The organism is Cohnella sp. GCM10020058 (genome assembly GCF_042683485.1).
GTDB lineage: Bacteria > Bacillota > Bacilli > Paenibacillales > Paenibacillaceae > Cohnella.
On record NZ_JBHUJV010000017.1, the window covers coordinates 342,582 to 363,307 of the forward strand.

19 protein-coding genes are annotated in these 20,726 nt (G+C 59.2%); 15 read left to right on the forward strand and 4 right to left on the reverse strand.

Features of this window, described 5'->3' with window-relative positions:
• Window positions 1–174: 174 nt before the first annotated feature.
• The 7 genes from aspA (at window position 175) to ACFSR7_RS29100 (ending at window position 7,550) form a co-directional block, all read left to right on the forward strand.
• Window positions 175–1,599, forward strand: a complete 1,425-nt coding sequence (aspA, locus tag ACFSR7_RS29070; protein WP_378167682.1) for an aspartate ammonia-lyase — start codon at window positions 175–177, stop codon at window positions 1,597–1,599.
• Between the two features lie 65 nt (window positions 1,600–1,664).
• Window positions 1,665–2,579: an aldo/keto reductase gene (locus tag ACFSR7_RS29075; protein WP_378167684.1), complete on the forward strand. Its 915-nt coding sequence runs from the start codon at window positions 1,665–1,667 to the stop codon at window positions 2,577–2,579.
• Between the two features lie 96 nt (window positions 2,580–2,675).
• Complete coding sequence (locus tag ACFSR7_RS29080; RefSeq protein ID WP_378167686.1) at window positions 2,676–3,395, forward strand: type 1 glutamine amidotransferase domain-containing protein; 720 nt, start codon at window positions 2,676–2,678, stop codon at window positions 3,393–3,395.
• A complete protein-coding gene (locus ACFSR7_RS29085) occupies window positions 3,392–3,946 on the forward strand; it encodes a TraR/DksA C4-type zinc finger protein (RefSeq protein ID WP_378167688.1) in 555 nt (184 codons plus the stop codon). Before ACFSR7_RS29080 ends, ACFSR7_RS29085 begins: the two co-directional genes overlap by 4 nt.
• A gap of 174 nt (window positions 3,947–4,120) precedes the next feature.
• Window positions 4,121–5,752: a family 10 glycosylhydrolase gene (locus tag ACFSR7_RS29090; protein WP_378168193.1), complete on the forward strand. Its 1,632-nt coding sequence runs from the start codon at window positions 4,121–4,123 to the stop codon at window positions 5,750–5,752.
• A 106-nt stretch (window positions 5,753–5,858) separates the two neighbouring features.
• On the forward strand, window positions 5,859–6,533 hold the full coding sequence (locus ACFSR7_RS29095) for a DUF421 domain-containing protein (protein ID WP_378167690.1): 675 nt from the start codon (window positions 5,859–5,861) through the stop codon (window positions 6,531–6,533).
• 84 nt (window positions 6,534–6,617) lie between these two features.
• Entirely contained in the window at window positions 6,618–7,550 is a 933-nt protein-coding gene (locus ACFSR7_RS29100) for a manganese-dependent inorganic pyrophosphatase (RefSeq protein WP_378167692.1), read from the forward strand.
• Between the two features lie 163 nt (window positions 7,551–7,713).
• Here the strand turns inward: ACFSR7_RS29100 and ACFSR7_RS29105 are convergent, their stop codons facing one another.
• The gene (locus ACFSR7_RS29105) at window positions 7,714–8,727 is read right to left on the reverse strand and encodes an LLM class flavin-dependent oxidoreductase (RefSeq protein ID WP_378167694.1); all 1,014 of its coding nucleotides are present in this window, start codon (window positions 8,725–8,727) and stop codon (window positions 7,714–7,716) included.
• Window positions 8,728–8,932: 205 nt separating this feature from the next.
• On the opposite strand from ACFSR7_RS29105, the gene ACFSR7_RS29110 reads away from it, so the two are divergent.
• From ACFSR7_RS29110 to ACFSR7_RS29120, 3 genes are all read left to right on the forward strand, one after another.
• Window positions 8,933–9,475 carry a GNAT family N-acetyltransferase gene (locus ACFSR7_RS29110; protein WP_378167696.1) on the forward strand — a complete coding sequence of 181 codons (543 nt, stop codon included), beginning with the start codon at window positions 8,933–8,935 and terminating at the stop codon, window positions 9,473–9,475.
• Window positions 9,472–10,527 (forward strand): M42 family metallopeptidase, encoded by a 1,056-nt coding sequence (locus tag ACFSR7_RS29115; RefSeq protein ID WP_378167698.1) that lies wholly within the window; start codon window positions 9,472–9,474, stop codon window positions 10,525–10,527. The genes ACFSR7_RS29110 and ACFSR7_RS29115 overlap by 4 nt, the downstream gene beginning before the upstream one ends.
• A gap of 76 nt (window positions 10,528–10,603) precedes the next feature.
• Window positions 10,604–12,490, forward strand: coding sequence for an LTA synthase family protein (locus tag ACFSR7_RS29120; protein WP_378167700.1), 1,887 nt, complete (start codon window positions 10,604–10,606; stop codon window positions 12,488–12,490).
• A gap of 23 nt (window positions 12,491–12,513) precedes the next feature.
• Here ACFSR7_RS29120 and ACFSR7_RS29125 read toward each other — a convergent pair whose 3' ends face one another.
• Window positions 12,514–13,161: a metal-dependent hydrolase gene (locus ACFSR7_RS29125; protein ID WP_378167701.1), complete on the reverse strand. Its 648-nt coding sequence runs from the start codon at window positions 13,159–13,161 to the stop codon at window positions 12,514–12,516.
• A gap of 125 nt (window positions 13,162–13,286) precedes the next feature.
• Between ACFSR7_RS29125 and ACFSR7_RS29130 the strand changes: the two genes are divergently transcribed.
• Complete coding sequence (locus tag ACFSR7_RS29130) at window positions 13,287–13,559, forward strand: DUF3886 domain-containing protein (RefSeq protein ID WP_378167703.1); 273 nt, start codon at window positions 13,287–13,289, stop codon at window positions 13,557–13,559.
• 62 nt (window positions 13,560–13,621) lie between these two features.
• Here ACFSR7_RS29130 and ACFSR7_RS29135 read toward each other — a convergent pair whose 3' ends face one another.
• A complete protein-coding gene (locus tag ACFSR7_RS29135) occupies window positions 13,622–14,302 on the reverse strand; it encodes a PsbP-related protein (protein ID WP_378167704.1) in 681 nt (226 codons plus the stop codon).
• 305 nt (window positions 14,303–14,607) lie between these two features.
• Here ACFSR7_RS29135 and ACFSR7_RS29140 point away from each other — a divergent pair, with 305 nt between their 5' ends.
• The 3 genes from ACFSR7_RS29140 to ACFSR7_RS29150 all read left to right on the forward strand — a co-directional run bounded on the left by ACFSR7_RS29140 (window position 14,608) and on the right by ACFSR7_RS29150 (window position 18,573).
• Window positions 14,608–15,201, forward strand: a complete 594-nt coding sequence (locus tag ACFSR7_RS29140) for a TVP38/TMEM64 family protein (RefSeq protein ID WP_378168194.1) — start codon at window positions 14,608–14,610, stop codon at window positions 15,199–15,201.
• Window positions 15,202–15,230: 29 nt separating this feature from the next.
• Window positions 15,231–16,121, forward strand: coding sequence for a radical SAM/SPASM domain-containing protein (locus tag ACFSR7_RS29145; RefSeq protein WP_378167706.1), 891 nt, complete (start codon window positions 15,231–15,233; stop codon window positions 16,119–16,121).
• A gap of 412 nt (window positions 16,122–16,533) precedes the next feature.
• The gene (locus ACFSR7_RS29150; RefSeq protein ID WP_378167708.1) at window positions 16,534–18,573 is read left to right on the forward strand and encodes an acyltransferase family protein; all 2,040 of its coding nucleotides are present in this window, start codon (window positions 16,534–16,536) and stop codon (window positions 18,571–18,573) included.
• 60 nt (window positions 18,574–18,633) lie between these two features.
• Here ACFSR7_RS29150 and ACFSR7_RS29155 read toward each other — a convergent pair whose 3' ends face one another.
• Window positions 18,634–19,089: a Dps family protein gene (locus ACFSR7_RS29155; RefSeq protein ID WP_378167710.1), complete on the reverse strand. Its 456-nt coding sequence runs from the start codon at window positions 19,087–19,089 to the stop codon at window positions 18,634–18,636.
• Between the two features lie 202 nt (window positions 19,090–19,291).
• Between ACFSR7_RS29155 and ACFSR7_RS29160 the strand changes: the two genes are divergently transcribed.
• On the forward strand, window positions 19,292–20,725 hold the full coding sequence (locus tag ACFSR7_RS29160) for an aldehyde dehydrogenase family protein (protein ID WP_378167711.1): 1,434 nt from the start codon (window positions 19,292–19,294) through the stop codon (window positions 20,723–20,725).
• The last annotated feature ends 1 nt before the right edge of the window (window position 20,726 follow it).

The following is a 20,726-nucleotide window of genomic DNA, read 5'->3' on the forward strand; positions in this document are numbered from 1 at the left end:
TCCAGCGGACGAAATCCGCTGGATCCCGTTTTTACTATTTAAGAGCAGTTTAAATCGAAGCCGGACGGTTCACCTCGCTCTCGCGTCATTATGGATATGTGCGCCGGTATGTTACAATCGGCACCAACGGCACGGCCGCGAGCATTCGACTACGATGAAGGCGAGGGAAGCAAAATGAACTATCGGATCGAACGGGACTTTCTCGGAGAAAAAGAGGTTCCGATCGACGCGTATTACGGCATTCAAACGATGCGGGCTGTCGAGAATTTTCCGATTACCGGCATCCCCGTGCATCATGAGCTGATCATCGCTTTAGCGCATGTGAAGAAGGCGGCGGCCCGCGCGAACGCGTCCACCCATATGCTGACGAAGTCCATCGCGGACGCCATCGTGCAGGCAGCGGACGAAATTATTCTCGGCGGTCTGGCCGACCAGTTCATCGTCGATTCGATTCAAGGCGGGGCGGGCACTTCGATCAATATGAACATGAACGAGGTGCTTGCGAACCGCGCGCTCGAGCTGATGGGCAAGGAGAAGGGCGATTACTTTCACTGCAGCCCGAACAATCACGTGAACATGTCCCAATCGACCAACGATGCGATCCCGACTGCGCTCAAGATCGCGGCTTACTTGCAGGCGCATCGTCTTCTCGAGACGCTCGAGGCGCTGCAACGCGGCTTTGCGAGTAAGGCCGCGCAGTGGGACGGCATCATTAAGATGGGCCGAACCCATCTCCAGGATGCAGTTCCGATTCGGCTCGGCCAGGAGTTCGGCGCCTATGCGGCCGTACTCGGACGCGACGTCAAGCGCATCGCCAGCGCGACCGGGCATCTGCTTCCGGTGAATATGGGCGCGACGGCCGTCGGTACGGGACTGAATGCCAAGCCTGAATACATAAAAGAGGTCGTGCAACTGATGGCGGAGGATTTGGGCATCGCCCTCGAATCCGCGGACAATCTCGTCGACGCGACGCAGAACACGGACGCCTACACGGAGTTGTCCGCCGCGCTTAAAGTGTGCGCGGTCAATTTATCGAAAATATGCAACGATATTCGCCTTATGGCTTCAGGTCCGCGCGCGGGACTCGGCGAACTCGCGCTGCCGCCGAGACAGCCCGGCTCGTCGATCATGCCCGGCAAGGTCAACCCGGTCATGGCAGAAGTCGTGAACCAGACCGCCTTTCAGGTGATCGGCAACGACCATACGATCTGCCTGGCTTCGGAGGCCGGCCAATTCGAGCTCAACGTCATGGGTCCGGTCATCGCGCTCAACTTGCTTCAGTCGCTGCGCATCCTTCGCAACGCCGTCGACGTATTCATTCAATTCGCACTGGACGGCATGGAGGCGAACCTTGAGCGCTGCGCGACGTATGTGCGGGACAGCTTCGGCATCGTGACCGCGCTCAATCCGCATCTCGGGTACGAGGTTGCGGCGGGCCTCGTCAAGGAGGCGCTCAAATCCGGGCAGCCGATTCGCGACATCATTCTGGAGCGCGCGCTGCTGACGCCCGAGGAGATCGATATTATTCTCGATCCGTACCAGATGACTTCGCCGGGCATATCCGGCGAATGGCTGATAGGCAAAAACGGGGATCTGTAGCAGAAGTGCCGCGACCTCCGAAAAACGACACATAAAAGATTTGAAATCCTTGGGAGGGGAATCCAATGAATCTGGCTAAAAGAACGCTGGGCCGCACGGGAATGCAAGTGACGCCGATCGGATACGGATCCATGGAGCTGCGCGGCGACCGCGTATGGAGCGGGCGGCCGGTAGCGGACGCGGAGGCGGGGCGCGTACTGAACGAAGTGCTGGATCAAGGCATCAATTTTATCGATACGGCTTATTCTTACGGCATCGCGGAGGAGATGATCGGCAAGCATCTCGCCCATCGGCGCGACGAATATTTGCTCGCGACCAAATGCGGCCGGGAAGTGATCGATCGCGGAGACCATGTCGACACGCCTCATTGCTGGGATCGGCGGTTTCTGGCGGAGAGCTTCGACGAGAGCCTGCGGCGGATGAAAACGGACTACGTGGACCTGTTGCAGCTCCACGGTCCGATGCCTGAAGACGCGGAACGCGAATCGCTCGTCGCGTTTTTGCAAGGCCTTAAGACGGCGGGCAAGGTGCGTTGGATCGGCATCTCCAGCTTTTTGCCGGCCGTTCCGCATTTTATCCGTGCCGGCGAGTACGATACGATCCAAATGCCTTACTCGGCGTTGGAGCGGGCGCATGAAGCGCTGATTTCCGAGGCAGCCGCGCAAGGCGCCGGCATTATCGTGCGGGGCGGCGTCCGCAGAGGAGAGCCGGGTGCGGGACTCGGCCAGCAGGACCAATGGGCGTTCTGGAACCGCGCGCGAATGGACGAGCTGCTCGAGGAAGGAGAGAGCCGGACCGGGTTTATGCTGCGCTTTACGCTCAGCCATCCTGACGTTTCGACGGTTATCATCGGGACGAAAAATCCTGCGCATCTAAGCGAGAACGTCGCGCAGGCAAGCAGGGGGACGCTGCCGCAGGATGTATACGAAGAAGCGAAGCGCAGACTGACCGCGGCCGGTTCCGTCGTTGCGGAAGCCTGATTTTCCGCTCCTTCTGCGCATTTAGGATTACTCCGCTGGCCTAAGGGGTAAGAAAGGAGCATAGCTGTCCATTCTGCCACCTGGGAGTGATAAAGGATGAATCAAACGAATCGCGTGCTGATCGTCGTGACGAACGGCAAACAGCTTGACGGCGGACCGCTCGCCGGCGTGTGGTGGTCGGAAGTCGCGGAGCCGATCGAGGAATTCGCCGCGCGGGGCTATGAAGTGACGATCGCGAGTCCCAAAGGAGGCGAAGCGCTTGTCGATCCGGCGAGTATGAAGGACGCCGGCGATAAGGCGGAGCATTCATATAAGAAGTGGCTGTCGGACACGATGCCTCTGCGCAAAGCGAAAACGCAGGATTACGAAGCGATTTTTCTCGCGGGCGGCCATGGCGCCATGTTCGATTTTCCGCACGACGTCCATCTGCAAAACCTGCTGACGGACTTCGTCACGGCCGGCAAGCCGATCGGCGCCGTCTGCCACGGCGTCGCCGGCCTGGTCGGCGCGAAGCTGGACACGAGCAATCCGCTCGTTGAAAACAAGCGACTGACCGGGTTCACCAATTCGGAGGAAGAAAAGACGCCGCTTCAGAGCAAGCTGCCTTTCCTGCTCGAAACGAAGCTGAAAGCGCTTGAGGCAAAGTTTGTCGCGGGTCCGGACAATGCCGAGCATATCGAGGTCGACGGCGGTCTCGTAACCGGACAAAATCCGGCTTCTTCCCGGGCCGCGGCGCAGGCCGTCGCCGATCTGATCGTCGCCGAAAAGCCCCTTGAGCACCGTCAAGGCCGCGTACCGGGAGGTGTGGCGCGATGAACGGATTAGACGAAAAGCAGCTAACCAAGCTGAAGGCACTGCTGCTCGCCGAAAAGTCCGAAATCGACCTTCATTTTGCCCGGGAGGCGAATGACGGCGCGACGTCGATCACCGACGATACGGGCGAATTGTCGGCCTACGACAATCATCCGGCGGACCTGGGTACGGAGACGTTCGAGCGGGAGCGGGATGCCGCCATCGATCAGCGCTATTTTGAACGCAAGGACGATGTCGAGCGCGCTCTGTCCAAGATGGAGGACGGGACGTACGGTCTGTGCGAGAGCAGCGGGGAGCCGATCGGGTACGAGCGTCTCGAAGCGATGCCTGCGGCCCGGTACAGCATCGCGCACGTCCCGAGCGAGGAAAACGCGCCGGGCGAGTACCGGCCGGTGGAGGAAGAGGTTATGACGCGTCCGCCTTCGGGCGCAGGCGAGCATCGCCAGCGGCAAGCCGGACGCTTTGACGACGCGGACGCCTGGAAGACGCTGGAGGAATACGGCAACGCCTCGGAAACGCAGGCGACCGGCGTCGAGGCGGATCAGGAGCGTTAACCGGGACGCGTTGCACGCGCGCGAACACGGCGGATGAGAGCTTTCTCATCGCGCCGTGTTTTTTATTTTAGCAACAATTGGCGTTCTTAGTCGTCTATACACCATAGAGTCGATACCATATATCGATCACAACTTGGGTGCTTGGAGGCTATACGATTGAAACGGATTATGAAGATGGCGCTGCCGCTGTTATTCGCGCTGCTGCTGAGCGTGCCGATTGTACCGCAGGCTAGCGCCGCGAAGCTTGCCGACATTACCGTCTACCTGGACGGCGTGAAGCTGCCTGCAGACGTGCCGCCTTACATCGATCCCAAGCTCGGCGCCACGATGGTGCCGATCCGTACCGTAAGCGAAGGCTTGGGCGCTTCGATCGTATGGGAGCAGAGAGCGCAGACGGCCACGATTACAAAAGGCGCAGATACGATCGTGTTGACGAGCGGCAAGAAAACGGCTACCGTGAACGGCAGCGCGGTACCGCTTGATGCGTCCGTACAAAACAAGGCAGGCCGTATTATGGTGCCGCTTCGCTTCATCGGCGAAAATCTCGGTCTTTACGTCGTCTGGGATCCGGCAGCCAGATCCGTCGTCATGCGTGCGATAAGCGGCGGCGAAAACGGCGGGCAAAACGGCAGCGAAAACGAGGGTCAAAACGGAGGCCAAAACGGCGGCGGCAATCAAGGCGAAGGCGGTTCGACCGACCAGGGCCTGCGCGGCGCGTGGATATCGACCGTCTACAATCTGGACTGGCCGTCGACTGCCGCCTCTGGCAACGAGAGCAAGCAGAAGCAAGAGTTTTCGGCAATGCTGGATCAATTTCAGAAGATGGGCCTGAACGCCGTATTCCTGCAGGTGCGTCCCGCTTCGGACGCGCTGTACCGCTCGACGCTCGTGCCTTGGTCCAAGGTGCTGACAGGCACGCAAGGACGCGATCCGGGCTACGATCCGCTGGCTTATCTCATTGAGGAGACCCATCGGCGCGGCATGCAGTTCCATGCCTGGTTCAATCCGTTCCGGGCGAATACGGATACGAAGACAGCATCGCTTGCCGGCAATCATGTCGCGGTGCAGCACCCCGAATGGATCGTGACGACGGGCACGACCTCGTACATCAACCCGGGCATTCCGGAGGCCAGACAGCACATCATCGATGCGATTATGGAAGTCGTCAACGGATACGATATCGACGGCGTCCACCTGGACGATTATTTCTATCCTTCGAGCGGCGTGTTCAGCGACGATGCGACGTTCGCCTTGCACAACCCGACGGGCATTCTGCTCAAGACGGATTGGCGGCGAGACAACATCAATACGTTCGTGCGCGATCTCGGCGTCTCGATCCATGCGGCCAAACCGAGTGTATCGTTCGGCATCAGCCCCTTCGGCGTCTGGCGGAACATGGCCAAAGACCCGACCGGCTCCGACACGAAGGCGGGCGTTACGGCTTACGACAACATGTATGCCGACGTGCGGACCTGGATCAGGCAGGGCTGGATCGATTACGTCGCCCCTCAGATTTACTGGAGCATGTCTTACACCGCGGCGCGATACGACAAGCTCGTCGATTGGTGGTCCGGCGAAGTCGCGAATACGAGCGTGAAGCTGTATATCGGTCATGCGACCTATAAGCTGGGCACTGCGGAAGCGGGCTGGCAGTCGTCGGGCGAGATCGTTAATCAGCTTAAATACAATGCCGTGCATCCGATGGTGCAGGGCGATATTTATTACAGCGCGTCGTCGCTGCTCAAAAATACGCTCGGCATCGTACAGGCGCTGCAAAATTATTACGTTCAAGGCATGAACGCATAACCTTCATCGAATCTCCCGCGCTTTGTGCGCGGGGGATTTTTTTCGGTTTGAGGGGCTTAACATCGCGGGTAAAAAGGGGAATTCGGCCGCAGAGGAGTCGTTGTCCATGATTGAGATGGTAACTTTTAAGCTGATCATCGCGATTGTCGGTCTTTGGGTCATGACGCGTCTGCTCGGGAAAAAAGAAATCTCGCAGCTGACCGCCTTCGATTTTGTATCTTCGCTCATGCTAAGCGAGCTGGTCGGGAATACGATCTACGACAAAGATGTGAAGCTGCTTCATTTGCTGTACGCGCTCGCGCTTTGGACCTGCCTGTCGATCGGCCTCGAGAAGCTCAGCATCGTGTTTCCGCGCCTTGGCCGTTTTGCGAGCGGCAGACCTGAGTTGATCGTACATAACCGGAAGATTATTTTTGCCGCGATGAGGCGCAACAATCTGGATTTCGAGCAGCTGCATGCGATGCTTAGACAGAACGGGGTGTTCGCGATCAGCCAGGTGGAATATGCGGTGCTGGAGACGAACGGGAGTCTGAGCGTCATGCTGAAGTCCGACGTCGAGGAGGGGGCGCGCGAGGACCTGCAACCTCCGACCGCGGAGGTCGTGCTTCCGGTCGCGCTTGTCGTTAACGGACGAATCGACGCCGCGGGCTTACGCGACCTTGGCAAAGACGGCGGATGGCTTGTTCGCGAACTGTTGGAGCAGGGGGTCGAGGACGTCAAAAAGGTGCTGTACGCCGAGTGGAGCGAAGGGGAGGGACTGCACGTACAGCTCAAATCCTGACAAAAAGCGGCAGGCCCGACTTGCTTGGCCCGCTTCATGTGCGTTATAATTTTGTAGCCAATTCTAATAATGAGGAGTATGAAGATGGGAAAAGTATTGATCTTCGGTCACAAAAATCCCGATACGGATACGATCTGCTCTGCGATCGCTTACGCGGCGCTTAAGAACAAGCTCGGCGTCGAAGCTGAAGCCGTCCGCCTTGGCAACGTCAGCGCCGAGACCCAATTCGCGCTCGACACGTTCGGCGCAGCCGCGCCGCGTCTCGTGGAGACGATCGCTTCCGAAGCGAAGCAAGTCATTCTTGTCGACCACAATGAACGCCAGCAAAGCGCTTCCGATATCGATCAAGTGCAGGTCATTGAAGTTATCGACCACCACCGGATCGCGAACTTCGAGACGAGCGCGCCGCTTTATTACCGCGCCGAGCCGGTCGGCTGCACGGCTACGATCCTCAAGAAGCTGTACAAGGAAAACGGCGTCGAGATCGAAAAGAACGTCGCCGGCCTGATGCTGTCCGCCATCATTTCCGACTCCTTGCTTTTCAAGTCGCCGACCTGCACGCAGGAAGACATCGATGCCGCTCGCGAGCTGGCCGAGATCGCCGGCGTCGAAGCCGACACTTACGGCCTCGACATGCTGAAGGCGGGCGCTAATCTGCTCGACAAGTCGATCGACGAGCTCGTCTCCCTCGACGCGAAGGAATTTTCGATGGGCTCCGCCAAGGTCGAGATCGCGCAAGTGAACGCCGTAGACGTGAACGACGTGCTGTCCCGCCAAGCCGAGCTCGAGGACAAGCTGAACGGCATTATCGCCGCCAAGGGTCTTGATCTGTTCCTGTTTGTCGTGACGGACATCCTGAACAACGACTCGGTAGGCGTCGCGCTGGGCAAGTCCGCAGCCGTCGTCGAGCAAGCTTACGGCGTCAAGCTTGACGGCAATAAGGCGACCCTTAAGGGCGTCGTCTCCCGCAAGTCGCAGATCGTGCCGGTGCTGACGGACACGTTCAACAAGCAGTAATCGGATCGGGCGCGATTGTAAATCGCATATCGCGTACCAGCAGAAGAAGCCGCCTGGCGAGGCGGCTTCTTTGCGTCCTGTATTTAACCGGCAAGCGTGGGAGAGGCCGGCAGGCGGAAATGCGAGTAGACAGGAAGGCCGGCCGGCAGGCTGGCAAAGTCGGTCAGACACTGCCTTCAGTCAAGCCGAAAGCTTCGGCGATAAGGCGGTACGAGCGCAGCCGCGCCTCGAAGTTATGCGTCACGGTGACAATCATCAGCTCGTCGATGCCAAGGCGCTCGGACATCTCTTCAAGCTGCCGCTTCACGGAGGCCGGCGTGCCGACGATCCGGCGGTGCGCGCCGGATGCGATGCGCATGCGGTCGTATTCGGTATACGGATACGCCTCCGCGGTCTCGACGCTCGGGAAGCGGTCGAGCAGACGCCCGCTCTCCAGCGACAGGAAAAACAGCTCGGTGCTTGTGGCCAGGCGGCGCGCTTCTTCTTCGGTATCCGCGCAAATGACGTAAACGGCAGCGAGCAGCTTCGGAACGTCGTTCAGCGCGGACGGCTTGAAGCGATCCTTGTAGTGCTGAACCGACACTTCGCTCTCGGGAACGCCGAAAAACTGGGCGTAGCCGTAGGCGGCTCCGATCTCCGCGGCGATCGCGGCGCTGCCGAAGCTCGAGCCGAGCAGCCAGAGCTCGGGCGTCGTCGGGATGGCGGGCGAAGCCGTCAGTCCCTTGAACCTGTGCTTTTCGGGCAGCGCGTCGTTCAAGTAGCCGATCAGATCGGCCACTTGCTGCGGATAGTTGTCGATATGAGACACTTTTCCTTCCTGCAGCGCGCGGGTCGAGATCGGCATGCCGCCGGGCGCGCGCCCGAGACCGACGTCGATGCGGCCCGGGTGAAGCGCCTCGAGCACCCGAAAGTTCTCGGCGACCTTGTACGCGCTGTAATGGGACAGCATGACGCCGCCGGAACCGACCTTGATGCGCTGCGTATTCGCAGCCAGATGAGCGATCAGCACTTCGGGGCTGGAGGATGCGAGCGCGTGGGAGGCATGATGCTCCGCCACCCAATACCGGTGGTAGCCGAGCCGGTCCGCCTCCTTGGCCAGCTCGGTCGTTTCGCGAAGCGCATCTGACGCGTTGCGTCCTTCTGCGATCTGGGATTGATCCAATATGCTTAATTTCATGAAGCCCTCACCTCGGCGTTCGAATTTGAGCGATTTTGCATGCGTCGTTTATCTGTGATTTATAATCGCACATTTAACGGCAAAATGCCAGCTCGCTTTTCCCTCGACTTAAAAAGAGAGCTGCGTGCGTTGCTGCGGTTGGACTTTTCAAATTCGGTGAACTAATATTATGGAATAAAAATGGGACGCGCGGGAGGAGCCTTAAATGAAGCTGACATTGCAGGATAAGCCTGACGACAACAGCTGGCAAGAGGCGCTAACGCTTTACCGCGAGGCTTTTCCCACCGAGGGACGTAAGCCCGATGCGATTTTGGACCGCATGTTCGAAAAGCGGATCAGCATGCTGGCTACCGGCATCGAAGACGGCGTGATGAAGGCGATGGCCATTTGCGGCGTTCTGGCCAAGCCAAAGCTGCTGCTGATCGATTATTTGGCGGTTCGCGAGACTGATCGGGGACAGGGCATCGGCACGGCATTCGTGTCCATGATCGCCGAATGGGCCAGAGAACAGGCGCTTGACGGCCTTTTGATCGAGGCGGAGGCCGATGACACAGCGGAAAATAAAGCCCGCATCCGATTTTGGGAGAAATGCGGGTTCGCGCGAACGGATTACGTTCACCAATACATTTGGGTTCCCGAGCCCTACCGCGCGATGGTCCGCTATTTCGAGCCGGATCGTTTTACGGCACCGGATGGCCAAGCGCTTTTTCGACATATCAGCGAGTTTCACAGGAGGTCATTCAGATGACGGAATCCGCGAACCGGTCGCTCGACCGGGCGTATATATTGGCTTGGCTGGAACGCCTGCTCGGCTGTCCAAGTCCGAGCGGTTATTGCATGGAGATCGCCGCGATGCTGCGAGAGGAAGCCGCAAGACTCGGCTACGCCAGCGAGACGACGCCTAAAGGCAATGTAATCGTCATCGTGCCTGGACGCGAAGCCGGACCTTCGGTCGGCTTGTCCGCCCACGTCGACGCGCTCGGCGCGATGGTTCGCGCTATCAAGGCGACGGGGACGCTGCGTTTTACGCCGATCGGCGGATATGCGATGCAGACGGTAGAGGGCGAATATTGTATCGTGCATACCCGCGACGGCCGCAAGTACGAAGGCACGGTGCTGTCTACGAAGGCGTCGGTTCACGTATATTCTGACGCGAGAGAATGGAAGCGCGAGGAAGAAAATATGGAGATCCGGTTGGACGAAGACGTTCGCGGCAAGGACGATACGCTCGCGCTGGGCATTTCTCCGGGCGATTTCATATCGTGGGATCCGCGAACCCGCATCTACGCGAACGGATGGATCAAGTCGCGTCACCTCGACGACAAGGCGAGCGTCGCTGCGTTGTTCGGGCTGCTCGAATGGCTGAAGCGCACGGGACAAGCGCCGGTCAGGACGCTTAAGCTCGTCTTCTCGACCTACGAGGAGGTGGGACACGGCGCCGCCTGGATTCCCGCCGATATCGAGGAGCTGATCGCGGTCGACATGGGTGCGCTCGGCGACGACCTGTCAGCTACGGAACGGGATGTATCGATCTGCGCCAAGGATTCCTCGGGTCCCTACGACTATGGAATGACGTCGCGTCTCATCGCGCTTGCGAAGCGAGAGAACATTGCGCATGCGGTCGACATTTACCCGCATTACGGCTCGGATGCCACAGCTGCGCTCCGGGGCGGCGGTAATATACGCGCCGCGCTCATCGGTCCAGGCGTGCATGCCTCGCACGGCATGGAGCGCACACATGCGGACGCAATCCTGGGAACGGCTGCGCTATTGATCGCTTATGTCACGGATGAACGGTAACCGCGAAGGCGGCCGCTTCGAATCCCAAACGGGCCCATTACCCGCATCCGCCGGACTGCGCGGCGGAAGGGCTACGATGCGAAGGCCGCTTCGGGTGCCCGCGGTTTTCCTCGTCTTGACCGCCTTGCTCTGGATCAAGCTGGCTCTGCTCCGTTACTTTACGTTCGGCGAGATCGCCTGGAGCCATATCGGCGCCGACGCAGCCGCGGTTGCCGTGCTGACAAGTCTTCTGGCTATGTTCCTGCCGCGTCGCGGCCGCTTCGTCGCATGCTGGCTTCTCGACGCGCTCGTCTCGACCATTTTGTTCGCTGCGACGTTATATTTCGCCCACTTCGGCTCGATGCCGACGTATACGGCGCTGCTGGAGCTCCATCAGGTGGCGCAAGTCCAGGCCAGCGTGCAGTCGACGATGGATCCGCTCTATGATTTGTTTTTCGCCGATTTGCCCGTTATGGCCGCTGTCGCCTTGATTCAATGGCGCATAAAAAAACGGAGATCCGCTGCCGTGCGCTTCGCTTCCTTCGCTTCCGCCAGATGGATGGCCGCGATCGCATTCGTCGCTTGCGCAGGCATCGTAGCAGGCGACGTACGCCAGGGGCTCGGCATCGACAACGAGCTGGCGGCAGCAGACCGCGAAGGCTTCCTGAGCTACCAGGTGATTGCTGCCATCAAGGCGGACCGCGAATCCCGTCAAGCATCCGCCGCCGATCTCGCGCAGACCGTCAGCGAGATCGAAGCGCTGCAAGCGTCGTTTCCCTATCGCAAGAGCGCAAGCTCGGGCGCGGCGCCGGCGCACTTCGGCGAAGCGGCCGGGAGCAACCTGATCGTGCTGCAGCTCGAGGCGTTCCAGAACTTCCCGCTCCATCTGAAGGTCGACGGGCGGGAGGTGACGCCGGTCCTCAACCGGCTGGCGGACGAATCGTATTATTTTCCGCGGGTTTACCAGCAGATCGGGCAGGGCAACACGTCGGACGCCGAGTTTATGGCGAACACTTCGATCTATCCGACCGCGAAGATCGCGATGTCCACGGGCTACGGCGACAGAGCGCTGCCGAGCCTTCCGAGGCTGCTGCAGGAGGACGGCTACAAGGCGTATACGTTTCACGTCAACGACGTCAAGTTCTGGGATCGCAACCGGCTGTATCCGGCGCTTCATTTCGACCAATATTTCGACAAGCCGTATTATGAAAACGACCACTTTAACGACTTTGGTGCCTCGGACGAAGAGCTGTACCGCTTTGGCCTTGAGGAGCTGGCGAAGACAAGCGCGGCTGGAACGCCGTTCTATGCGCAATTCGTGACAGCTTCGAGCCACTTTCCGTTCAAGGTGCCGAAGGACCGCCAAAGGCTGCAGGTGCCCGATGCGCTCGAAGGAACGCAGCTCGGCGATTATTTGATTGCGGCGAATTATACGGATTATGCGATCGGCCAATTGATAGAGGGGCTTATAAAGGAAGGGTTGTGGGACCATACGACGCTCGCCGTCTACGGGGATCATTACGGTCTGCAGCCGGACGACAACGATCCGGCTTGGGTGAGCCGGATGCTCGGCATCAAATACGATTCGCGCGTATCCCGTTTGAATATCCCGTTTATCGTGCACGCGCCGGGCCAGTCGAACGGCCGGCGGGTAGAGCAGGTCGGCGGCCAGCTCGACATGATGCCGACGATCGCCAATCTGCTCGGGAAAAAGCCGCGCGACGCCGGGATCGTCGCCTTTGGCCAGGACCTGCTCAATATCGACCGGAACGTAGTCGGCAGCCGCTATTATTTACCGACCGGATCGTTCTTCAACGACCAGGTGCTGTATGTGCCCGGGACGGGCTTCGAGGACGGTACGGCGGTGTCGCTGGACACGATGGAGCAGGTGAAGGACCTCTCGCCGTATCGCGGGGACTACGACTATATCATGAAGCTGATGGGGCTGTCGGACCGATACGTCCGCCTGCTGCCGAAGCGGTAATCGGCCGTCGAGCGATGGATGGATCAAAAAAAGGGCAGCTTGATCGACTTGCGGTAGAGCGGGTACAGCCATTTGACGCCAAGCGAGGTCAGCGTATCCGCGATCAAGTGAGACGCATAGCCGGCCGTCGCGACGACCGCGATGCCGGGAATGTCTCGCTCGGCCTCGAGCTCCCGTCCGAGCCAGTACCAGATGGCCAGCGCCCATACGGTATGGGTCATGCCGCGGTGCTTGAGCCAAGGCGCCCAGGCCGTATATGCGCCGAGTCCGATCAGCCACGTCTCCCCGCTTCGCGAGCCCGCGACGGCGAGACCGATACCGATCAGAGATACGAGTCCGTTGCGGATCGTGCCCGAGGAGACGGACATCAGCACGAGCATAAGCGGGATCCCGATCCAGCCGAGCACAGCCGGCACGGCCTGTCCGGTCGCATACAAATAGAGCGCGGCCGCAGCTGCGACCACGCCGCCTCCGAGCGCGCCGCGGTGGATCGCCCTGGACAGACCGCCGAGCTTGGCGCTCAGCATGTTCGTCCCGTCCAGATCGGGCGCAAGCGCCGAAAAAGCTGCCGCAGCCACGTAGGCGGCGGATTGAACGGGACCCGGCGGATAATAACAGGCCGCGGCGACGCCGACGACGAGGCCGATGGCCAGATGGGTCGTACCTTTCATGATGAGAACCTCCGTCGGACTGGATTGCAAATTGCATGGATCGTCATGCGAACATTTGTTTGTCCATTATAACTGGAGGACGAAGTTTCCACAACCGCGTTATAATAGAAACAGAGGTGATCGCGATGGCGAAGAAAAAAGCGGGCGCGCCGCGTCGGCCTGCGGCCAGGCAAGAAGAAACGGCAGCATCGGGTTCGACGTTGAAGGAACTGCTGAGCGCCGAGACGCTGCAAAAGCTGAAGGCGCATGCGGATTCGATCAAGGAAGAGGAACGGAAGCGGGCCGAGGAAAAGCGGGCGGCGGAGGAAGAGGCGAAGCGGGCCGAGGAAAAGCGGCTTGCCGGCGACTTCGGACATTTGCTGGACAACAGCCGGCTCGATTGGAAATCGTTCAAGTAACGTACCATACAAAAAAAGGGACCGAGGACGCCCCGAGCGGGGCGATCGGTCCCTTCCGCATCTTATTTGTAGGAGAGCGTGTCGATCATTTCTCCGACCGTGTCCTGATACTTTTCAACGCTGCCGGGCTCGGCGGTATAGGTGACGATATACGCTTTATCGTCTCCGATAATGGCGGCTTGCTGCCAGTGCAGATCATACTGGCCCTGCTGGCCGGTATATTCTAGGAAAAAGGAATGGTTTTCTTCGGATTTTTCCGAGCTGACGAGTTTAAAGTTCGTGATCATTTTTTCAAGCGCTTTTTGCGTCTCGTCCGCGTATTGATCGATCGATCCCGTTGCTGCGGCGCCGAGATCCTGAACGACCAGCGTTACATTCTCCTTAAAAAGATCCGAATCGCCGTCGGCGGGCGATAAAAAAGCTGCGCTCACGCCCTGGATATCGTTCTGGACGGTCCAATCCTTCGGATATTGAATGCTGTAGCCTTCATCGGCATTTTCATACAGCTGAAAGCCCGATTTAAGCTCGCCCGCGGGATGCGAGGCCGCTTCGGAGGCGGTAGCGGTACTTGCGCTCGGGCTTGCCGGGACGCTTGCACTGGCCGTGGCCGTGACGGCCGGGCTCCCAGCCGCCGCCGTATCGTTGTTGTCTCCGCTATTCCCGCAAGCGGCCAGGATCAGCGCCAGACCTAGCGGTGCGGTCCATTTTAAGTAAGAATTCGTTTGATGAGCCTTGATTTTCATAATTTCTCTCTCTCCCTTTTTTAGATCTAATGTTCAAAGCAGATAAAAATCGTATCTTGTTGAATGTACACCGCTTTGCCGAATCGAAAACGCAAAAACGCGGCTTTAAGGAAATTTTTAGCGTAAAAATAATTCTTGCTTCATCTGCAACATGCGTTCGATGCATGCATCCGTCCTGCCAAGCGTATAATCTTTTGCTTGTATACCTGACATCGTGGTAAGGTACAATTAAATCCTGTGCGCGGAAAATGCGGTACGGAAGCAAGAACAAGAGAGTGCAAAAGGGGGAACGGGGTTTGAGCGACATGATCAACCAGGCCATAGACTGGCTGCTGGAGTCGACCAACCTCCAGGGATTCTATGTGCTGCTTCTTACCGTGCCTCTGGCGGTCATCCAAGGATTTTTCGGCATTTTTCCATTTTCAACGCTGATCTTCCTGCAGATCTCCGCCTTGGGCCTGGTTAACGGACTGATCACGAGCTGGCTCGTCGGAATCGTCGCATCGCTGGTTGTCTATTACGCATGCAAGTACTTTTTCGCAGAATGGTTCGAACGCAAGATGAAGGCGAAGGCCGGTCGCTACGAAAAGTGGCAAGGTTATTTTATGAAATACGGCGTATGGTCGATCATCTTCCTGCGCACGCTGCCGATCATGCCGAACAACGTCATCTCCTTTATGGCGTCGTTGTCCAACATCTCCCACAGGTCGTACATCGTATCGTCGCTGGTCGGCGTGATGTCCCATATTTGGCTGTTCGGCATCATCAGCTCGTCGATTTTATTTCCGGAGACCGATATCGGGCTGTTGATCGGTACATATTTATTGTTCTGCGTGGCGCTGGCCGGCATTTTTGCGGCGCAGCTGATGCGCGAGCGCAGGCGAGCCAGAGGCGTCTAACCCGGCCGGGCAGAAGGAGAGACATTCGTTTGAAAAGATTCAAAAAGTTTTATATTGAAATTACGAGCGTGTGCAACCTGGCATGCTCGTTCTGTCCGCCTACCGAACGTAAAGCGAAGTTTATCCGGATCGAAGACTTCGCGCACACGCTCGACCAGGTCAAACCTTATACGGACCATATCTATCTGCACGTGAAAGGCGAACCGATGCTTCATCCGAAGCTGGATCAGCTGATGGATTTGAGCCACGAAAAAGGATTCAAGGTGAATCTGACGACCAACGGCACGCTGCTGCACAAGGCCGGCCCCAAGCTCCTTGGGAAGCCGGCGCTCAGACAAATCAATTTTTCCCTCCACAGCGAGGGGCCGCATATGGGGGAGCCGCACAAGGAAAAGTACGTGCTCGGCATTCTCGCGTTCGCGAAGGAAGCCGTACGGAGCGGCGGCGTCACGATCTCGCTGCGGCTATGGAACCTGGAGCTGGACAACGCCGAGAACGCGGCGCGAAGTCGCAACCGGGACATTCTCGCGCTGCTTGAAAGGGAGTTCGGCCTGGCGCGTCCGATCGAAGAGAGCTGGGAGCGGGGCAAAGGCCTGAAGCTGGCCGACCGTATCTATTTGAACCAGGACCATGAGTTCAAATGGCCGGATCTTGCCGAGCGGGAGGACGAGGGCAGAGGCTTCTGTCACGGTCTGCGCAACCAGGCCGGCGTCTTGTCCGACGGTACGGTCATTCCTTGCTGCCTCGACGGTGAAGGCGTCATTAATCTGGGCAACATTCACGAGCGTCCGTTCTCGGAAATTATAGAGGGCGAGCGCGCCCAGCGAATGTATGACGGATTTTCCAGGCGCGAAGTCGTCGAGGAGCTGTGCAGAAAATGCGGCTACCGGCAGCGTTTCGGACTCCAGAGCCAAGCTTGAGCAAGCACATATGGCGAGGCAAGCCTCTTTCCCTGTAAAAGTTGGGGAGAGAGGCTTTTTGGTATACAAAAAACATTAAAAAAATCTTTTTTTAATTGAACATTGGAGCGGGTTGCGCCGTCTAATGTTTGATTGTCAAAAACGAAAGAAAATTGTCCGATTCACGGGACAAGGGGAGGGATGCCGGAGCAGTCGCATAGTCGGATGTTAGACCGAACGCAGCGCTAGTCCTTGACACGCAAGTGACCGCTAGAACGCCGCATGATCAGGCATCGCCCGGGCATCGTTCGCACCGGCAACGGCAAGATCCCCGGCGACGGGGCTTTAACGTACGACCACGAGAAATGGATAGAAATTTGAATCGATGCTTTTAAAAGCAAGTGTCAAGAGCTGCCAAAGGAGTCCGCTAAGCATGCATACAACTAAATCCGCACCATCCCGCTACATGCCGGGTCTGGATGGGCTCAGAGCGATCGCGGTCATTGCGGTCATCGCCTATCATTTGGACTTCGGCTGGGCCTCGGGAGGCCTATTGGGCGTAGGCGTGTTCTTTGTGTTGTCCGGTTACCTCATAACGGATCAGATCGCCTCCGAGCTGCACCGGGATGGTCGTCTGGACCTGAAGGGATTCTGGCTGCGCCGCGCCAGGAGATTATTGCCCGCCATGCTGCTCGTCATGGCCGCCGTACTGTTATATTTACTGTTATTCGACCGTGACCGGCTGCCGTCGCTGGCAGGCGACGTGTGGTCGGCCGTCACTTATACAAGCAACTGGTACTTAATCTTTCATCACGTCTCTTACTTTGAGAGCTTCGGGCCGCCTTCGCCGTTCGGGCATCTATGGTCGCTTGCCGTCGAAGAGCAATTTTACCTGCTCTGGCCGCTGCTGTTGCCTGCGACGGCCATGCTGCTCGGTCGCCGGGGCAAGACGGCGCTGGCAGTTACTGCAGCCGCTGCTGCCTCGGCCATTTTGATGGCTGTGCTCTATGTGCCGGGAGAAGATCCGAGCCGGATTTATTACGGCACCGATACGCGCGCGTTCGGACTTCTGCTCGGCGCCGCGCTCGCGCTCGTCTGGCCGAGCGGCAGGCTGTCCGCGGGATTGACCCGGCGTTCGCGCGCCGGCCTCGACGCCTTCGGCGTTGCTGCGCTTTTATCCGTTTTGCTCATGATGCGATATACGAGCGAGTACGATCCTTTCCTGTACAAGGGCGGATTGGTGCTGCTGTCGCTCTGCGCCGCGGCGCTCGTCGCCGTGGTCGCACACCCCGACAGCCGCCTCGGCGTCTGGTTGGGCTGCGGACCGTTGCGCTGGATCGGGAAGCGCTCTTACGGCATTTACCTGTGGCACTATCCGGTCATCGCCCTGTCGGAGAAGCAGGTGAACACAGACGGACCGGAGCCGCTGCGCATTGCGCTTCAGCTTGCCGTCAGCGTTGCGCTTGCGGCGCTATCTTACCGCTATGTCGAAAACCCGATACGCCGACACGGTCTCGTCGCTGTCAAAGACGGCATGCTTGCCGTCGCGGCAAGCTTCTCGGGCGGCTTGCGACCTGGACGTCCGTCCGCGCCGAGTCGTCAGGCCGCATGCTTGTCGGTCGCGGCGCTGATCCTGCTGTGCGTGTCTTGCACGGGCGGCGCGCAGCCGCTTAGCGAAGGCGGCACAGCCGCCGCAACGAACGGATCCGCGGGCGTTATCGTCGATGCCGGCATCAGCGCGGGCACCGGCAGCCATGCCGGCGGCGCCGAAGCTGCCGGCGGCGGCGGAGGGAAAGGAGACGCCGACGTGCGTCCCGCGCAAGGTCATGCCGGCACGACCGGGCCGACGGCGAAGCCGACACCCAAGCCTTCGGCGGATGGCAAGCCGCCCGCGAAGCCTGCGTCTTCGCCGACGCCAAGGCCGTCCGATTCGCCCGCTCCGCAGCAGTCTGCAGGCGCCGGGGCGGGCTCCGGAACCAAAGACACGTATAAACCGCGCAGCGGGGAAGGCATTACCGTGATCGGCGATTCGGTCATGCTGAACGTAAAGCCATATCTGGAACAGCTGCTGCCCGGCATCGTCGTCGACGGCGAGGTCGGTCGGCAGATGCGCGAGGCGCCAGACAGAATCGCCGCGCTTAAGAGCCAAGGGCTGCTCGGCAGCCGTATCGTCGTAGAGCTGGGCACGAACGGCTCGTTTACGAAAAAGCAGCTCACGAAGCTTCTGGACGCGCTTGCGGGCGAGGATGAAGTAATCTTGATGAATACCCGCGTCCCGCGCAAATGGCAGGACACCGTCAACGACATGCTGAACGATATCGCATCGGATTATCCGAACGTATCGATCGGCGACTGGTACGATGCGAGCGCGGGCCACGACGAATATTTCGGCAAGGACGGCGTGCATCTGGGGAAAACCGGTGCGCAGGCGTATGCCAAACTGGTTGCGGACCTGCTCGGCAGCAAGAAATAACGCCTGACATAGCAAACGGGATGAAGCGGAGAATTTCTGCTTCATCCCGTTTTCGCGTCTTTATTTGCCCAAATATGCGTTCAGCATCCAGATCGTCTTCTGCAGCTCGGCCGTTTGACCGATGAACAGGTCGGCCGTCGCTTCGTCGCCCGCCGCTTGCGCCGATTCGATGCCGGCGGCGAGCTCGTTAGCGAGCTTGGCATAGTCCGCGATGACCGCGCCGACCATCTGCGAGGCGGATTCGCCGCCCGCCGCTTCGTCGACGGTCGCGAGCGAGAGGCTTTCCTTTAGCGTCGATACGGGTCTGCCGCCGATAGCGAGCAGGCGTTCGGCGATCGCATCCAGGCGATCTGCCGCTTCCGTGTACAATTCCTCGAATTTCGCATGAAGGGTAAAGAACTCGCTCCCTTTGACGTACCAATGGAAGTGGTGGAGCTTCGTGTGCAGCACGGTCCAGTTGGCGACTTGGCGATTCAGTACGACGCTCAGTTGTTCGATTTGTTTGGTTGCAGTCATTCGGAATCCCTCCATTAATGATATTTAGACTTAATCTAAGTTCTAAAGAAATCTTAACACATCCTCCAGCAATAAGCATGAAGATCAGATGAAAATGGCTCCGTGCCGGTTATCCGTTTTATACTTTTGAACCGCATCGCATCAAGTGCTATTCTTGGAAGTATGGTTGTTTAACATACTTTTTATGAAGGAGCGATGCATGATGAGCGTACGCAAGCATCTGTGGATCGACGGCGCCGGGTACGAAACCAAGTCGTACGTCAAATTAATGGCGCCTTACGACGGCGAGGAGCTGGCAGAGATCGCCGATGCGGCCCCCGAGGACGTGGACCGGGCGATCGCGTCCGCGGCCGATGCCGCCAGGACGATGCGGGCGATGCCCGGCTATCAGCGGTCGGCGATATTGGAGCGGCTGTCGGATCTGTTGACCGAACGCAAGGAAGAAGCGGCGCGCATCGTCGCGCTGGAAGCGGCGAAGCCGCTGAAAGCAGCCTACGCGGAGATCGACCGCACGGCGGCGACCTACAAGTTCGCGGCCGAGGAGGCCAAGCGGCTCCATGGCGAGACGGTCCCCATGGACGCAGTGCCGGGAGGCGAAGGACGGATTGCCTATACGAGACGAGAGCCGATCGGCGTCGTCGGCGCGATTACGCCTTTTAACTTTCCGATGAACCTGGTCGCCCACAAGGTCGGACCCGCGCTCGCCGCTGGCAATGCGGTCGTGCTGAAGCCTGCGCCGCAGACGCCGCTGTCGGCTTTTTTTGTCGCGCAGCTGCTCCATGAAGCGGGACTTCCCGGCGGGGCGTTGAACGTCGTGACGGGCGACGGCAAACGCGTGGGCGAGCAGATCGTGGCCGACCCCCGCGTCGGCGCCGTGTCGTTCACGGGCAGCGCTGCCGTGGGCGAGTCCATCCGCGCGCAAGCCGGCCTCAAGCGCGTGACGCTCGAGCTCGGCTCGAACAGCGCCGTCATCGTCGACGACGATGCGGATCTCGATGCCGTCGCCCGCCGCTGTGTCGAAGGCGCATTCGGTTATCAAGGACAGGTATGCATATCCTTGCAACGGATTTACGCGTTGGCATCGGTCGCGAACGAACTGGCAACACGTATTGCGGACGCGGCTTCGAAGCTCGTCGTCGGCGATCCGCTCGATCCGAAGACGGATCTCTCGGCGATGATCGCGCCCCGGGAGGCGAAGCGCGCGGCCGATTGGATCGACGACGCCGTGAGCCGCGGCGCCATGCTGCTGGCCGGCGGCGCGCCGCAAGGGGCTGTGCTGCCTCCGGCGGTGTTGACGGACGTGCCTGACGATGCCGAGCTGTCGAGACGCGAAGCGTTCGCGCCCGTCGTGATGGTGAACAAGGTCGAATCGATCGCGGAGGCGGTAAGCCGCGCCAACGATTCGGATTTCGGGCTGCAGGTCGGCATCTACACGAACCGGATCGATACGGCGATGCATGCGATGGACACTCTTGTCGCCGGCACGGTGCTCGTCAACGACATTCCGACTTTCAGGCTCGATCATATGCCGTACGGCGGCGTGAAGCAGAGCGGATTGGGCCGCGAGGGCGTACGCTACGCGATCGAGGAACTTACCGAGCTCAAGCTCTTCATTTGGCGCCCGGCCGGCAAGTAGA

Excerpts from the sequence above, each read along its gene's own strand:
- ACFSR7_RS29125 (WP_378167701.1), bottom strand. The coding sequence starts at position 13,161 with ATGAAAGGTACGACCCATCTGGCCATCGGCCTCGTCGTCGGCGTCGCC.
- ACFSR7_RS29075 (WP_378167684.1), top strand. The coding sequence starts at position 1,665 with ATGAATCTGGCTAAAAGAACGCTGGGCCGCACGGGAATGCAAGTGACG.
- ACFSR7_RS29155 (WP_378167710.1), bottom strand. The coding sequence starts at position 19,089 with ATGACTGCAACCAAACAAATCGAACAACTGAGCGTCGTACTGAATCGC.
- ACFSR7_RS29160 (WP_378167711.1), top strand. The coding sequence starts at position 19,292 with ATGAGCGTACGCAAGCATCTGTGGATCGACGGCGCCGGGTACGAAACC.
- ACFSR7_RS29130 (WP_378167703.1), top strand. The coding sequence starts at position 13,287 with ATGGCGAAGAAAAAAGCGGGCGCGCCGCGTCGGCCTGCGGCCAGGCAA.
- ACFSR7_RS29150 (WP_378167708.1), top strand. The coding sequence starts at position 16,534 with ATGCATACAACTAAATCCGCACCATCCCGCTACATGCCGGGTCTGGAT.
- ACFSR7_RS29120 (WP_378167700.1), top strand. The coding sequence starts at position 10,604 with ATGCGAAGGCCGCTTCGGGTGCCCGCGGTTTTCCTCGTCTTGACCGCC.
- ACFSR7_RS29095 (WP_378167690.1), top strand. The coding sequence starts at position 5,859 with ATGATTGAGATGGTAACTTTTAAGCTGATCATCGCGATTGTCGGTCTT.
- aspA (WP_378167682.1), top strand. The coding sequence starts at position 175 with ATGAACTATCGGATCGAACGGGACTTTCTCGGAGAAAAAGAGGTTCCG.
- ACFSR7_RS29115 (WP_378167698.1), top strand. The coding sequence starts at position 9,472 with ATGACGGAATCCGCGAACCGGTCGCTCGACCGGGCGTATATATTGGCT.
- ACFSR7_RS29110 (WP_378167696.1), top strand. The coding sequence starts at position 8,933 with ATGAAGCTGACATTGCAGGATAAGCCTGACGACAACAGCTGGCAAGAG.
- ACFSR7_RS29080 (WP_378167686.1), top strand. The coding sequence starts at position 2,676 with ATGAATCAAACGAATCGCGTGCTGATCGTCGTGACGAACGGCAAACAG.
- ACFSR7_RS29100 (WP_378167692.1), top strand. The coding sequence starts at position 6,618 with ATGGGAAAAGTATTGATCTTCGGTCACAAAAATCCCGATACGGATACG.
- ACFSR7_RS29085 (WP_378167688.1), top strand. The coding sequence starts at position 3,392 with ATGAACGGATTAGACGAAAAGCAGCTAACCAAGCTGAAGGCACTGCTG.
- ACFSR7_RS29140 (WP_378168194.1), top strand. The coding sequence starts at position 14,608 with ATGATCAACCAGGCCATAGACTGGCTGCTGGAGTCGACCAACCTCCAG.
- ACFSR7_RS29135 (WP_378167704.1), bottom strand. The coding sequence starts at position 14,302 with ATGAAAATCAAGGCTCATCAAACGAATTCTTACTTAAAATGGACCGCA.
- ACFSR7_RS29105 (WP_378167694.1), bottom strand. The coding sequence starts at position 8,727 with ATGAAATTAAGCATATTGGATCAATCCCAGATCGCAGAAGGACGCAAC.
- ACFSR7_RS29090 (WP_378168193.1), top strand. The coding sequence starts at position 4,121 with ATGGCGCTGCCGCTGTTATTCGCGCTGCTGCTGAGCGTGCCGATTGTA.